The sequence below is a fragment of the Microbulbifer mixtoriginis (SeqCode) genome, from assembly GCF_052467945.1.
In genome coordinates this window covers 1,957,544-1,971,930 of the sequence record NZ_CP174328.1, presented here as the reverse complement: position 1 = coordinate 1,971,930, position 14,387 = coordinate 1,957,544, and the positions used below count along the sequence as shown (strand labels likewise).

The 14,387-nt window shown below is 52.5% G+C and carries 12 protein-coding genes; 8 read left to right on the top strand and 4 right to left on the bottom strand.

Annotated elements, in window-relative coordinates:
- The first annotated feature begins 40 nt into the window (after window positions 1–40).
- Window positions 41–2,326, top strand: a complete 2,286-nt coding sequence (gene clpA, locus ACJJIJ_RS08565; protein WP_444939293.1) for an ATP-dependent Clp protease ATP-binding subunit ClpA — start codon at window positions 41–43, stop codon at window positions 2,324–2,326.
- A gap of 90 nt (window positions 2,327–2,416) precedes the next feature.
- Here the strand turns inward: clpA and infA are convergent, their stop codons facing one another.
- From infA to trxB, 4 genes are all read right to left on the bottom strand, one after another.
- Window positions 2,417–2,635 carry a translation initiation factor IF-1 gene (gene infA / locus ACJJIJ_RS08560; RefSeq protein WP_010130378.1) on the bottom strand — a complete coding sequence of 73 codons (219 nt, stop codon included), beginning with the start codon at window positions 2,633–2,635 and terminating at the stop codon, window positions 2,417–2,419.
- A 126-nt stretch (window positions 2,636–2,761) separates the two neighbouring features.
- Window positions 2,762–3,481 carry an arginyltransferase gene (locus tag ACJJIJ_RS08555; protein WP_252081787.1) on the bottom strand — a complete coding sequence of 240 codons (720 nt, stop codon included), beginning with the start codon at window positions 3,479–3,481 and terminating at the stop codon, window positions 2,762–2,764.
- Complete coding sequence (aat, locus tag ACJJIJ_RS08550; RefSeq protein WP_444939575.1) at window positions 3,474–4,166, bottom strand: leucyl/phenylalanyl-tRNA--protein transferase; 693 nt, start codon at window positions 4,164–4,166, stop codon at window positions 3,474–3,476. Before aat ends, ACJJIJ_RS08555 begins: the two co-directional genes overlap by 8 nt.
- Before the next feature lie 98 nt (window positions 4,167–4,264).
- Window positions 4,265–5,206 carry a thioredoxin-disulfide reductase gene (gene trxB, locus ACJJIJ_RS08545; RefSeq protein WP_444939292.1) on the bottom strand — a complete coding sequence of 314 codons (942 nt, stop codon included), beginning with the start codon at window positions 5,204–5,206 and terminating at the stop codon, window positions 4,265–4,267.
- A 401-nt stretch (window positions 5,207–5,607) separates the two neighbouring features.
- Between trxB and ACJJIJ_RS08540 the strand changes: the two genes are divergently transcribed.
- The 7 genes from ACJJIJ_RS08540 (at window position 5,608) to cysG (ending at window position 14,339) form a co-directional block, all read left to right on the top strand.
- A complete protein-coding gene (locus tag ACJJIJ_RS08540; protein ID WP_444939291.1) occupies window positions 5,608–6,645 on the top strand; it encodes a class I SAM-dependent methyltransferase in 1,038 nt (345 codons plus the stop codon).
- A gap of 98 nt (window positions 6,646–6,743) precedes the next feature.
- Entirely contained in the window at window positions 6,744–9,086 is a 2,343-nt protein-coding gene (locus ACJJIJ_RS08535; RefSeq protein ID WP_444939290.1) for a DNA translocase FtsK, read from the top strand.
- Window positions 9,087–9,173: 87 nt separating this feature from the next.
- Complete coding sequence (gene lolA, locus ACJJIJ_RS08530) at window positions 9,174–9,788, top strand: outer membrane lipoprotein periplasmic chaperone LolA (protein ID WP_444939289.1); 615 nt, start codon at window positions 9,174–9,176, stop codon at window positions 9,786–9,788.
- Entirely contained in the window at window positions 9,781–11,124 is a 1,344-nt protein-coding gene (locus ACJJIJ_RS08525; RefSeq protein ID WP_444939288.1) for a replication-associated recombination protein A, read from the top strand. Before lolA ends, ACJJIJ_RS08525 begins: the two co-directional genes overlap by 8 nt.
- Before the next feature lie 19 nt (window positions 11,125–11,143).
- On the top strand, window positions 11,144–11,518 hold the full coding sequence (crcB, locus tag ACJJIJ_RS08520) for a fluoride efflux transporter CrcB (protein ID WP_444884728.1): 375 nt from the start codon (window positions 11,144–11,146) through the stop codon (window positions 11,516–11,518).
- Between the two features lie 55 nt (window positions 11,519–11,573).
- On the top strand, window positions 11,574–12,857 hold the full coding sequence (gene serS / locus ACJJIJ_RS08515) for a serine--tRNA ligase (RefSeq protein ID WP_444939287.1): 1,284 nt from the start codon (window positions 11,574–11,576) through the stop codon (window positions 12,855–12,857).
- Between the two features lie 90 nt (window positions 12,858–12,947).
- Window positions 12,948–14,339 (top strand): siroheme synthase CysG, encoded by a 1,392-nt coding sequence (cysG, locus tag ACJJIJ_RS08510; protein WP_444939286.1) that lies wholly within the window; start codon window positions 12,948–12,950, stop codon window positions 14,337–14,339.
- Window positions 14,340–14,387 lie beyond the last annotated feature (48 nt).

The following is a 14,387-nucleotide window of genomic DNA, read 5'->3' as shown; positions in this document are numbered from 1 at the left end:
AGTCGGCGGGGAACATTGGCGATTAGGGTTTGAGGTTTAAATGCTCAGCAAGGACTTAGAGGTAACGCTCAATCTGGCGTTCAAGGGTGCACGAGCGAAGCGGCACGAATTCATGACTGTGGAGCACCTGTTACTGGCGCTTCTGGATAATGAGTCGGCTGCTGACGTGTTGCATGCCTGCGGGGCCGACCTGAGCGCACTGCGCCGCGAACTATTGGAGTTTGTGGACTCTACCACGCCGTTAATCCCAGAGGCGGACACCGATCGTGAAACTCAGCCCACATTGGGTTTTCAGAGGGTGTTGCAGAGGGCCGTTTTCCATGTTCAGTCATCGGGGAAAAAAGAGGTTACCGGTGCTAATGTGCTTGTGGCTATTTTCTGTGAGCAGGAAAGCCAAGCCGTTTATTATCTGAAGCAGCAGAGTGTTGCGCGTATCGATGTAGTCAATTACATCACCCACGGAATTTCCAGGGTCGGTTCCAGCGGCAACAATCACAATCACCACCACGGTTCAGATACCACCCAAGAGCAGGTGGAAGAGGAGATCAGCACAGGCTCTGAGCCTGGAGGTTCTGACCCTCTGGAGAGTTACGCGACCAACCTGAACCAAGAGGCTATCTTGGGGCGAATTGATCCCTTGGTAGGGCGAGGCCCCGAAGTAGAGAGAGTCACCCAGGTTCTTGCGCGGCGTCGCAAAAACAACCCCTTGTTGGTTGGAGAATCCGGAGTCGGTAAAACCGCAATCGCGGAGGGGTTGGCCCGACGAATAGTGGATGAGGATATCCCTGAGCCACTAAAAGAGAGCACCATTTACTCCCTCGACCTCGGTTCTCTGCTCGCTGGTACCAAGTACCGTGGGGATTTTGAGAAGCGTTTTAAAGCGCTGCTGGCAGAGCTGAAGAAGCGCGAGCATGCAGTCCTGTTTATTGATGAAATTCACACCATTATTGGAGCCGGCGCAGCATCCGGCGGCGTTATGGACGCCTCCAACCTGTTGAAACCGCTGCTGTCCAGCGGTCAGCTCCGCTGCATTGGCTCCACCACCTTTACCGAATATCGCGGCATTTTCGAGAAAGATCGTGCGCTTTCCCGTCGTTTTCAAAAGATTGATGTCAGTGAGCCATCGGTAGAGGAGACTGTGCAAATATTACAGGGGCTTCGGAGTTGTTTCGAAGACCATCATAAAGTTCGTTTCACTGACGCCGCCCTTGATGCCGCGGCTCAGCTTTCCAGCCGCCATATCACCGAGCGCTTCCTACCTGACAAGGCGATAGATGTAATTGATGAGGCCGGAGCTTTCCAATCGCTGTTGCCGATTGAAGAGCGCACTGAGGTGATTGGTATCAGTGAAATCGAATCGGTAATTGCCAAGATGGCCCGTATCCCGGCCAAGAGTGTCTCCGCTTCTGATAAAGAGCAGTTGTCCAAGCTTGATGACAACCTCAAGATGGTGGTATTTGGCCAGGATCGTGCAATTGAGGCGCTCAGTACGGCGATCAAGCTCAGCCGTGCTGGGTTGGGTGCTGAGGAGAAGCCCATAGGATCCTTCCTATTCTCTGGCCCCACAGGCGTTGGTAAGACTGAGCTCTGTCGTCAGCTGGCCAAGGTGATGGGAATTGAGTTAATCCGCTTCGATATGTCTGAGTATATGGAGCGACATACGGTTTCCCGTTTGATCGGTGCGCCACCGGGATATGTGGGTTTCGATCAGGGCGGCTTGCTGACTGATTCTGTGACTAAGCATCCGCATAGTGTGGTACTGCTCGATGAGATTGAGAAGGCTCACCCAGAAGTCTTCAATCTGCTTCTCCAGGTGATGGATCACGGAACTCTGACAGATAATAACGGCCGCAAAGCGGACTTCCGCAATGTCATATTAATTATGACCACTAATGCGGGCGCAGAGCTGATGAGTCGCCGGTCTATCGGCTTCTCCAGCCAGGATCACTCCTCCGATGGTATGGAGGAAATCAAAAAGATGTTTACCCCAGAGTTCCGCAACCGCCTCGATAGTATTATCCAGTTTGGCTCTCTGCCACTGGATGTGGTTAAAACCGTAGTGGATAAGTTTATTGTCGAGTTGCAAGCGCAGCTAGATGACTCTCGTGTGACTCTGATCGTAGATGATGAGGCTCGCGAGTGGCTGGCTATTCGCGGTTACGATGAAAAAATGGGGGCTCGCCCGATGTCGCGTTTGATACGAGACAAACTGCGCAAGCCATTGGCTGAGTCAGTCTTGTTTGGCGAGTTGGCAGAGGAGGGGGGCCGCGTGGTGGTCGTCATAGAGAATGATGAACTCTCCATAAAAACGGCGGTTCCTGCCTAGCTCTACAAAAAATACATCAAAAAAGCCACCGCAAGGTGGCTTTTTTGTGTCCAGGGCAAATCACCTTAAGTTCTTTGCCTGGCGAGCGAATTAGCGGGCGCGGTAGGTGATGCGACCTTTGCTCAGGTCGTAGGGGGTGAGTTCCACTTTGACCTTATCGCCGGTGAGGATGCGAATGTAGTTTTTACGCATCTTTCCAGAGATGTGCGCAATGACCACGTGTCCGTTTTCCAGCTTTACGCGGAAAGTGGTATTTGGCAGGGTGTCGATCACCTCGCCTTCCATTTCAATATAATCGTCTTTTGCCATGCGGCAGCAACCTTCAAATAACTTGATCAGACCTTTACCCCGGAGGCAATCTTGCCTAGCCGCGGCTTGACGGGCGAGCATTTTGCACGAAAAGGCAGAATAGAGCAAAGGGCGCGTGCGTAGGAATTATAGAGATTTCAGGCTCCAGCGGTTCTCTGTGAGCATTTCAATGGGTTGGAACTGGCTTTTGTAGGCCATCTTATGGCATTTCTCTATCCAATAGCCCAAATACAGATTGGGAAGCCCTAATCTTCTGGCCCATTCAATTTGGTAGAGAATGCAGTAACTGCCCAGACTGCGCTTGTCCTCATCCGGGTCGAAGAAAGTATAGATGGCTGACAGGCCTGCAGTAAGCAGGTCGGTGACCGCCACTGCGACTAGGCGCCCACGTGCACGCAGCTCAATATAGCGAGTAGCTCCCCAGGCCGGGCTTAGGAAGCTGCGATACTGTTCGCGGCTCGGAGGGTACATTTCCCCATCGGCATGACGTTGCTCAATGTAGCGTGCGTACAGCTCGTAATGCTCATCGGTGTCGATGGATTCGATATGAAAGATATCCAGGTCCTTATTGCGTTTCCAGCAGCGGCGCTGGTTGCGATCCGGTACAAAAAGGCCCACTGGTACACGGGCGGGCACACAGGCCCTGCATGTTGCGCATTGAGGTCGGTAGAGATAGGCCCCGCTGCGACGAAAGCCCAGCTCTGAGAGGCGGTTGTAAAGGCGCTGGTCTACCTCTGTCTGCGGGTCCACAAATACCGTTGTAGCCTCCCTATCTGGCAGATAGCCACATGGATGGGGCAGGGTTGCCAAAAGCCGGACCGAGTCGAGCTGAGAATATTTACCCATAAGTCCACGAAAGTTTCCAAAGCTGCGGAAAGGCGGGTTGTGTAAGGCCGTCCTCCAGCAGGTGTTCGAAGTCCCTACGACACATTTCAACGGCCCCAAGACTACTCAGGTGGGGGTTGCTTACCTGGCAGTCGATCAGTGGGCAGCCCCACAATTCTAATTGGCGAACGAGGTGGACAAAAGCGACTTTAGAAGCATCTGTCTCCCTGTGAAACATGGATTCCCCAAAAAAAATACGGCCGATTGAGAGACCGTAAAGTCCACCGGCCAGCCGACCCTCACGCCATACCTCAACGGAGTGGGCATGGCCCAGATGGTGCATGTCGATATAGGCCTCGGCCATCTCATCGGTAATCCAGGTGCCATCTTCAGAACTCCTGGGGAGGCGGCAACCCTCGATTACTTGTTCGAAGGCTTGGTCAAATGTGACTGAGAATATACCTCTTCGCAGGGTTTTACGCAGACTGCGGCCAATACGGAAGTCGCTGGGTATTACTACACAGCGTGGTGAGGGGCTCCACCAGAGGATAGGCTGGTCTTCGGAAAACCAGGGGAAGATACCTCGGCGATAGGCGGCCAACAACCATTCCGGGGAGAGATCTCCACCAGCTGCGAGGAGTCCATTGGGATCGTCTAGAGCAGTCTGGGTAGAAGGGAAATCTATATGATTGTGGTCGAGCCACATCAGGCGGCTTTGGGTATTCCTTGCCACAAACTGTTTCCTGTCCTGGGGCTGAGGAGGCCCGGGTAGCTTTGAGGCTACCCGGGTGAGAAGCAGTTTTGTTAGGCGTCGAGGAAACGCTCGGCGTCCAGGGCTGCCATACAGCCGGTTCCAGCGGAGGTGACCGCCTGACGGTAGATGTGATCAGACACATCGCCAGCTGCAAACACGCCGGGCACAGATGTCTGAGTGGCGTTACCCTCCAGGCCACTTTGCACGATGATATAGCCGTTATTCATTTCAAGCTGATCTTTAAAGATGTCGGTATTGGGCTTGTGGCCAATCGCGATAAATACACCGGCGGCCTCCAATTCTTTGGTGGAGTCGTCCTGGGTGCTGCGAACGCGCAGGCCGGTTACTCCGTTGTCATCACCAAGAACCTCGTCGAGGGTGTGGTGAAAGCAAAGTTTGATATTGCCGTTTTCCACCTTCTCCATCAGGCGATCCTGAAGGATTTTCTCGGCGCGAAGCTCGTCACGGCGGTGGATCAGGGTAACTTCACTGGCGATATTGGACAGGTATAGGGCCTCTTCTACTGCGGTATTACCACCGCCCACAACGGCTACTTTCTGATCGCGATAGAAGAAACCGTCACAGGTTGCACAGGCACTGACACCACGACCCTGGAAGGCTTCTTCAGACGGCAGACCCAGGTATTGAGCTGAGGCACCAGTGGCGATGACTAGGGCGTCGCAGGTATAGGTTTCATTGCCCTTCAAAGTGAATGGGCGATTGTTCAGATCTACAGACTCGATGTGATCAAAAATAATCTGGGTGTCGAAGCGCTCGGCGTGTTGTTGCATTTGCACCATCAGGTCGGGGCCCTGCAGCTCGGGGATGCCGCCGGGCCAGTTTTCAACTTCTGTAGTGGTGGTCAACTGCCCACCCTGTTGCATACCGGTAATAACAATGGGATTCAAGTTTGCGCGGGCTGCGTAGATGGCTGCTGTGTAGCCTGCAGGGCCAGAACCGAGAATAATCAGTCGATGATGGTTGTTGCTCATGAAACTCTCTTTAAACCTGTCTGTGTGCAAAGTTTACCCAGAGAACTGGGAGTCCACCTAGCCGGCCATATTTTGATCAGCCAAAGCTATTAGATTGGCGGATATAATAGGCGAAAGTGACAATTCGACGAAATAGTTTGCCTCAATTTATGCCATTGGAAAGTGCTATTTAGATCGCTGCAGCGAGTCGACCCGGCTCTCACCATCCAGAAACGACATCAATAATTGAGAATAATTCATTGTTTTTATTGAATAAATTGCGATTTATTTGATGTGAAGTCCGCCCGGTACGACTTATAAAGTATTTGTATTTGGTCACAAGAGGGCTCGGAGGAGGTGTTTTCATCCTTTTGGTAGTTAGCCAAATTTGGGATGCATAACAACGGCCAAAGGGCGAAGCCATGAGGCAGGGCAGAAAAATAGTACCGTTGAATCTGGGCAGCAATTTGATTGGCCACCCCACATTTACCTTCAGTCTCAGTAATGAAGCACAGGTATTTGTGTCGGAAATCCTGGATGACACTTTCTCCTTGAGGCTTTCTGTCGATTTAGGGCCTGATGGTAGCCATATTGCCAGTTTGCATGGCCCTCCAGATTTAGTGGAGTTGTTCGCATCCCTGAAGCTGCAGGTCAGATGCGATATTGTGGCGGATGGGTACAATGTCCTTTCCCATGATGCTTTAGATGCCTTCGTGGCTTCACCCGAGTCGAAGGCAAAGCTACTTGAAGCGCTGGATCTCAGAGAGGGAAATAAAGTACTGGATTTAATGAGCGGCAGTGGCACGGTTAGCCAGTTGCTGCTGGAGTATGGTGATAAAAAGTCAATGGGGCTCGCCCTCAGTATGTGCGATACCCACCACTCCCAGCTCAAGCGTATCAACTCAAAAGTGCGTGAAAGGGTTGTCGATGTTACTGTGGGTGATGCCAGGGCATTGCCTTATGAAAAGGAATCTTTTGATGCGGTGGTACTCAAAATGGGGCTGCACGAAGTGCCCCAGTTGGACCAACCGTTGGTAATGAGGAATGTCTTTCGGGTCCTGAAGCGAGGGGGGCGTTTTATTATTTGGCAATTGCTGCCGGCCTCCGGTGTGATACAGGATGTGTTTACAGATATCGTACGAAAAACCAGCATGTTGGCTGGTTGCGAATCTCAAGCATTCAACCGCTACTTCCCCAGGCAGGACCAGATATCCTGGCTGTTTAAAAGTGCTGGGTTCAGAGGGTGTGAGGAAATATTTCAGGCTGAATTCACTTACAGCACCCGAGCAAGCCTGGGGGCCGAGCTGGGTGGAGACTCCAGCAAACTAGAAATACTGAACAACTTTGCCCGCGACAGAGTGCCCCAAGAGATAAGAGATTCGCTGTGTTGGCGGGATACTGGAGAGGATATCTCCCTTAAGATCCCGGCTTGTATATATCGCACATACAAACCAGCATAAATCAAAGATAATTAGGCCATCGAGGAAATCGCTCAAGTAGCGATTTCCGTTTGTTACAAGTACCAGAAAGCAACAACAAAGAATATTGAGGTAAGCCATTGAAGGCCGAAAGCGCAACCGGAGAAAATTCTGAAAAGAGCGGTGCATTGCCGGATTCACTCGTCGCCCGTTTGGTCCGAGAGGGGGCGTTAATCTGCCTGCTGGCAGGGGCACTATTAATGGCTATCAGCCTGCTCAGTTACGATTCCCAAGATCCAGGTTGGTCCCATACCGGGCAGCTAGGCAAAATTCACAATGCCATTGGTCCTGCAGGCGCCTGGCTCGCCGATGTCTGTCTTTCGCTATTGGGTTGGATGGCCTATCTGTTTCCCCTGTTGATTGGCTTGCGTGCTTATAAAATCTTACGCGACCGCAATGCACGTTTCCATGCTCCCCTGTTTGCGCTGAGAGTCTTTGGTCTGTTCCTTCTGTTAATTAGTGGTGCCGCTTTGGCCACACTATGTTTTTCTCCCGCTGACGATCCTCTGCCTTTCACCAACGGCGGAATCATTGGAGACGCGCTATCAAGTTCTCTTCAGGGAAGTCTTGGTTATGTTGGTGGGACCATTTTATTGTTGGCGATTTTTGCCATTGGTGTGACTGTATTCACTGGCCTTTCCTGGCTCAAGTTGGCTGAGTCCATTGGTCGTAATGTGTTAGGGCTTATCGCCTGGTTGAGCAGTTACTACAAGCAATGGCGCCTGAAGCGCACAGAACAGCGCGTGGCGCGGGAAGCCATAGTCGTGCGCAAAGCCGCAGTGGAAGAAGAGAAGCAGCGCACCGCCAAGCGAATTCCCCCCAAGATTGAAGCGGCTCCAGTAAAGCCCAAGCAGAGCCCCCGTGCGGCTAAAGAAAAGCAAGGCGAATTATTCAAGGGCGGGCCTGTTACAGGAACATTGCCACCTTTAGGCTTGCTTGATCCTTCTGATCAAAATAAGAAACCGGGCTTTTCCCGGGAATCCCTCGAAGCCCTCTCGCGTTTATTGGAGCTGAAGCTTAAAGATTTTGGTGTGGTAGCCGAAGTTGTATCGGTATTGCCCGGTCCTGTGGTGACCCGCTTTGAGATCCAACCGGCGCCGGGTGTAAAGGTGAGTAAGATTTCAAACTTGGCCAAAGACCTGGCCCGATCTTTGGCGGTAATCAGTGTCCGCGTAGTGGAGGTGATCCCGGGGAAATCGGTGGTGGGTATTGAAATTCCCAATGAAAACCGACAAATGGTACGTCTTAGTGAAGTGCTGTCCGCCGATGTCTATGAGAATGCCAAATCACCCCTGACATTGGCACTTGGGCACGATATTTCCGGCCAACCGGTAGTGGCCGATCTTGCCAAGATGCCCCACCTCCTGGTTGCCGGTACCACTGGATCTGGTAAGTCTGTGGGCATCAATGTGATGTTGCTCAGCCTTTTGTACAAGTCTACTCCGGATGAGGTTCGCCTGATCTTGGTGGATCCGAAGATGTTGGAGCTATCGGTGTACGAGGGTATTCCCCACTTGCTCACTCCGGTGATCACCGATATGAACGATGCGGCCAATGGTTTGCGTTGGTGTGTGGGCGAGATGGAGCGCCGTTATAAATTGATGGCGGCGATGGGAGTGCGCAATCTAGCGGGCTTTAATCGCAAGATAAAAGAGGCAGAGGAAGCTGGTGAGCCGATTTTAGATCCACTGTGGGAACCGGATCCTGCTTCCAGCGTTCCGGCTGAAGAGCAAACCGCTCCTGCACTTAAGGCACTGCCCGCAATCGTGGTTGTTATTGATGAATTTGCCGACATGATGATGATCGTTGGCAAGAAGGTGGAGCAGCTGATTGCCCGTATCGCACAGAAAGCCCGTGCTGCGGGGATTCATTTGCTGTTAGCTACTCAACGACCCTCAGTGGATGTGATTACCGGATTGATCAAGGCCAATGTGCCTACCCGTATTGGCTTCCAGGTTTCTTCCAAGGTGGACTCCCGCACAATCCTTGACCAGGGCGGTGCCGAACAGCTGCTCGGTCACGGCGATATGCTCTATCTCCCTCCGGGCAGTGGGGTACCAGTGCGGGTTCATGGCGCTTTTGTGGACGATCATGAAGTGCATAAAGTTGTCGCGGACTGGACGCGGCGCGGAGAACCCGAATATATCGACGGCATTGTTGATGACAGCAACAACAGTATTCCAGTGCCTGGCCTGCAGTCTGAGGGCGGTGATGAAGATGACCCTGAGGCTGATGCTCTTTACGATGAAGCGGTTGCCTTTGTCACCAAATCGCGCAAGGCGTCCATCTCTTCAGTTCAGCGCCAGCTTCGCATCGGCTACAATCGCGCCGCGCGAATTATCGATGCCATGGAGGCTGCCGGAGTTGTTTCACCGGCGGGGCATAATGGCAACCGTGAGGTACTGGCTCCGCCTCCAGCCTAAAAAAAGGAGGGGCGGTGCCATCCAAAGTTAAGCTGCGGTTCACTTCCCGCTGACTAATCTTTAGGGAAATCAACATACTGGAAATCAATGATGAAGAATATTCTGCGCAACTTCCTGCTGGTATTGACCGTTGCGAGCAGTGCAGTCTGGGCCGATGCTACAGAAGAACTCGGCAAACTCCTGCAACCGTTGTCTTCCCTTTCAGGAAACTTTAAGCAAACGCTGATTGATGAGCGCGGTAAGGTATCGCAAAAAAGCAATGGTAGTTTTTCAGTACAGCGGCCAGGCAAGTTGCGCTGGAAAACCGGCGAGCCATACGCCCAGTTATTGGTAACGAATAATAAAACCCTTTGGCTCTATGATCCGGATCTTGAGCAAGTCACTATACGCCCGGTGGATGAGCGTATGAAAGAGACCCCTGCTTTACTACTCGGCGGTAAGGTTGAGGATATTCGTAAATCATTCGATGTGGCTATGAAAGATGGTATTTATCAGCTGACGCCAAAAAATCCACAGGCGCCATTCAAGTCTATGGAAATCCGCTTTGCTAAAAATGGTCTGCCGTCTGCTATGAAAGTGCGCGACAGCATGGGGCAGACAACGGAGATTGTTTTCAACAATATGAAAGCAAACCCGAAACTTTCCGAGTCCATCTTTAATTTCAAGCCGCCCGCTGGTACAGACATAATCAAAGATGAGTGACCTGTTTCAACCCCCGCAACGGCATCAGCCGCTGGCCGCAAGAATGCGGCCTAATTCTCTGGCCCACTATGTGGGCCAATCGCATTTATTGGGAAAGGGAAAGCCGTTGCGGGAAGCGGTTGAGCGCGGCCAGCTGCACTCAATGATCCTGTGGGGACCACCAGGAGTCGGCAAAACCACATTTGCCCGGCTGTTAGCTGAGGAGTGTGATGCGCGCTTTGCTACCCTTTCAGCGGTGTTGGCGGGGGTGAAGGATATTCGGCAGGCAGTGGCAGAGGCCGAGCAACAGCGCATGCAGTCAGGCCGCAATACCATTCTTTTTGTCGACGAAGTACATCGTTTTAATAAGGCGCAGCAGGATGCCTTCTTGCCCTATGTAGAAGAGGGCACGGTGACTTTTGTTGGTGCTACTACCGAAAATCCGGCTTTTGAGCTGAACAACGCCCTCCTATCCCGCTGCCGTGTGTATCTACTGCGCAGTATTCCCGAAGAAGATCTAATCGGGCTGCTTGGGTATGCTCAGCAGACGGATGATCAACTGCGCGAGCGCAATGTTTATATCCCAAAAGAAGTTTTGGCTAAAATTGCCCGCGCGGCCGATGGGGATGCGCGCAGTGCCCTGAACCTGCTGGAAGTCGCCTGCGATTTGGCCAGGGAGGAGGGTGGTAGGTTGCTGGTCGATGAGGATGTGCTCAGTGAAGTGCTCAGCGCTGACGTGCGTCGATTTGACAAGGGCGGTGATTATTTTTATGACCAAATTTCCGCCATGCATAAATCGGTACGGGGTTCCGACCCCGATGCCGCGCTTTATTGGTTTGTGCGCATGCTCGATGGTGGTTGTGATCCCTTATATGTCGCCCGCCGGGTAGTGCGAATGGCCAGTGAAGATATTGGCAATGCCGACCCGCGAGCATTGCAATTGGCTCTTAATGCCTGGGATGTACAGGAGCGTCTCGGTAGTCCCGAAGGAGAGCTGGCCATTGCGCAGGCAATTACCTATCTTGCTGTCGCGGCGAAAAGTAACGCAGTTTATAGCGCTTATAAGCGTGCAGTGGCGGATGTGCGCCGTGATCCCAGCTACGAGGTGCCGGTGCATCTGCGCAATGCCCCCACGAAGTTGGCGAAAAGTTTGTCGCATGGGGCCGAGTACCGCTATGCCCACGATGAGCCAGATGCTTTCGCAGCCGGGGAAAACTACTTCCCTGAAGAAATTGCGGATAGAGAGTATTACCAGCCGGTTCCCCGTGGGCTGGAGTTAAAAATTTCCGAAAAGTTGCAAGTGTTGCGCCGACTTAACAGTGAGAGTGAGCAGCAACGTTATAAGAAGAAACCGTAAGGATTTAAGGTAAAAGACCATGCAGTGGCTGGCCATCGCCATAGGTGGTGCCTTGGGGGCAATACTTCGTCACCAGATAAGCGTCTGGAGCTATCCGGTATTCAGTGGGAAGTTCCCGCTGGGTACGTTGATCGTGAATGTGCTTGGATCATTTCTGATTGGCATCGCCTACATTTTGATCACCCATAGAGCAATGCTCGGAGAGGAGTGGCGCCTGCTAATCATGACAGGAATGTTCGGTGCACTGACCACCTTTTCCACTTTCTCCCTAGAAAGCTTGATACTGTGGCACAATGGCCAACCTTTGATGGCTCTTGGCTATATTGTCGGCAGTCTCATTTGCTGTCTGGCGGCCACGGGAGCCGCGGTCGCCCTAGCGACGCGTTATTTTTAACCAATATTTATTTTAATTCTGTTGTAGGAGCCTGATTACAGGCGAACTGGAAACGATGCTCGATCCCAAACTGATTCGCACGGATATGGACCAAGTGGCCGCGGCCCTGAAAAAACGCGGTGTGGAACTGGATACTGCCAAACTGGAAGCCCTCGAGGAGCGCCGTAAAGAGCTGCAGGTGCGCACCGAGAGTTTGCAAAACGAGCGCAATAGCAAGTCGAAAAATATCGGGCGAGCTAAGGCCTCCGGAGAAGATATTGCTCCGCTGCTCAAAGAAGTCGAGTCCCTCGGGGGCGAGTTACAAAATGCCAAGCAGGCGCTGTCTGAGTTGCAGGAAGAGTTGGATGCGATTCTGTCCGCAATTCCCAACCTGCCGGATGCTTCGGTGCCCGAAGGCGAGAGCGAAGATGACAATGTGGAAGTACGTCGCTGGGGGCAGCCCCGTAGCTTCGATTTTGAGATCAAAGATCATGTAGATCTCGGCTCCCAGCTCGGCGGTCTCGATTTTGAGATGGCGGTAAAACTTACCGGATCGCGCTTTGCTGTGATGTCCGGTGAAGTAGCACGTTTACACCGTGCTCTCGCCCAATTCATGCTCGATACGCACATTGAGGAGCATGGTTATAAAGAAACTAACGTACCGGTGGTCGTCAATGGTGACTCCCTGTATGGAACCTCGCAGCTGCCAAAGTTCGAGGAGGATCTGTTTAAGCTGACCGATGAGCGTGGCTTCTATCTGATTCCGACAGCAGAAGTGCCTCTTACTAATATGTATCGCGATCATATTGTCGAGGACAGTAATTCTTTGCCGCACAAGCTGGTCGCGCATACAACCTGCTTCCGTTCTGAGGCCGGTTCACACGGCCGCGACACTCGCGGCATGATTCGCCAGCACCAGTTTGAAAAAGTGGAATTGGTGTGGGCGGCGCGCCCGGACCAGTCCGAGGAAGCGCTGGAGACCCTTACCAAAAATGCTGAGGCGATCCTGCAAAAGCTGAACCTGCCTTACCGCACTGTAGTGTTGTGTGGTGGTGATATTGGTTTCGCTGCGCGCAAGACTTACGATATCGAAGTCTGGATTCCCTCTCAGGACAAGTACCGCGAAATTTCTTCCTGCTCCCTGGTTGGTGACTTCCAGGCTCGCCGTATGAAGGCTCGTTGGCGCAACCCGGAAACCGGCAAACCGGAATTGTTACACACACTGAATGGTTCCGGTTTGGCAGTAGGGCGCACCTTGATTGCAGTGCTGGAAAACTACCAACGCGAGGATGGCAGTATCGAGGTCCCTGAAGCGCTGCGCCCTTATATGCGTGGTCAGGAAGTAATCTCCGCTGCCTGAGCGCAGTGACTTAAAAGGGCGAACGTTATGTTCGCCTTTTTTCTTTTCTGGGTAAAATACTACCCGACTGCTTGTTTGATGGATTAATCAGTGCGTTATCTTCCTCTTGCATTCGATGTAAAAAATCGCCCCAGCTTAATCGTTGGCGGAGGCTCCATTGCCACACGTAAGGCCCGCTTGTTGCATAAGGCGGGAGCTCGGATTCTGGTGGTATCCCCGGATATCACGGAAGAATTGCACCGGATTGTGGTTGATTCTGATGGAGAGTGGCATCGGGTAACTTATTCTGTTGAGCATTTGGATCTGGCCGACTTGGTGATTGCGGCAACGAGTAGCTCTGAGGTCAATGGCTGTGTATCCAGGGATGCGCAGAAGCGCCGCTTGCCGGTAAATGCAGTGGATGCTCCGGAATTGTGCACTTTTACTTTCCCTGCAATTGTCGAACGTGGCGATCTATCCATCGGGATCAGTAGTGGTGGTGTGGCCCCAGTTCTCGCCCGCCGCATTCGCGCCCAGCTTGAGGCATTGCTTTCCCCTGGGCTCGCATCACTGGTTGATTTCGCTTCGCGTATGCGCTCACAGGTGAAGCAGACGTTGCCTGAGGCGCGGCGTAAGAATTTTTGGGAATGGGTCTTTGCTGGGCCTGTTGCCCGTCGGGTGGAAGCGGGTCAGCTGGCAGATGCAGAGAGGGAATTCTTGGGCGCGTTGCAAGATTGGCAGGGGAGCCCCAACCCGCTTGGAGAAGTTTATTTGGTTGGGGGCGGCCCCGGAGATCCCGATTTATTAACTTTCCGCGCGTTGCGACTAATGCAGCAAGCGGATGTGGTGCTGTACGACCGCCTGGTTTCTCCAGAAGTTATGGACTTAGTCCGAAGAGATGCCGAGCGTATTTATGTCGGCAAAAAAAAGGCATTTCATGCCGTACCCCAGGATGATATCAACCAGTTACTGGTTGATCTGGCCAGGCAGGGAAAGAAAGTTCTGCGCCTGAAAGGTGGTGATCCCTTTATTTTTGGGCGTGGTGGAGAGGAGATCGACAAACTGGCCGACGCCTCAATTCCTTTTCAGGTGGTACCGGGAATAACTGCTGCAGCGGGGTGTGCCAGCTATGCGGGGATTCCGCTGACTCATCGAGATCATGCGCAGTCGGTACGTTTTATTACGGGCCATCTAAAAGAAGGTAGTCTCGACCTGCCATGGAATGAGCTGGCTTCCGGTAGCCAAACCCTGGTTTTTTATATGGGATTAACGGGCCTGCAAACAATATGTACAGAGCTGGTTCAGCATGGCCTACCGATAGCGACGCCGGCGGCGCTGATTGAAAAAGGGACTACCAAGGCACAAAGGGTGATCATCGGTGATCTCAATACGCTTCCCGCTCTTGCCCAAGAAAAGGCTGTACGGGCGCCTACGCTCACCATTATTGGTGGTGTGGTGGGGTTACATAAAAAACTCAGCTGGTACCAATCCAGCGAGCGCTAAATGGGCTTTGGCAGGCTAATTACTATTGTACAGGCCTGAAACTACCTA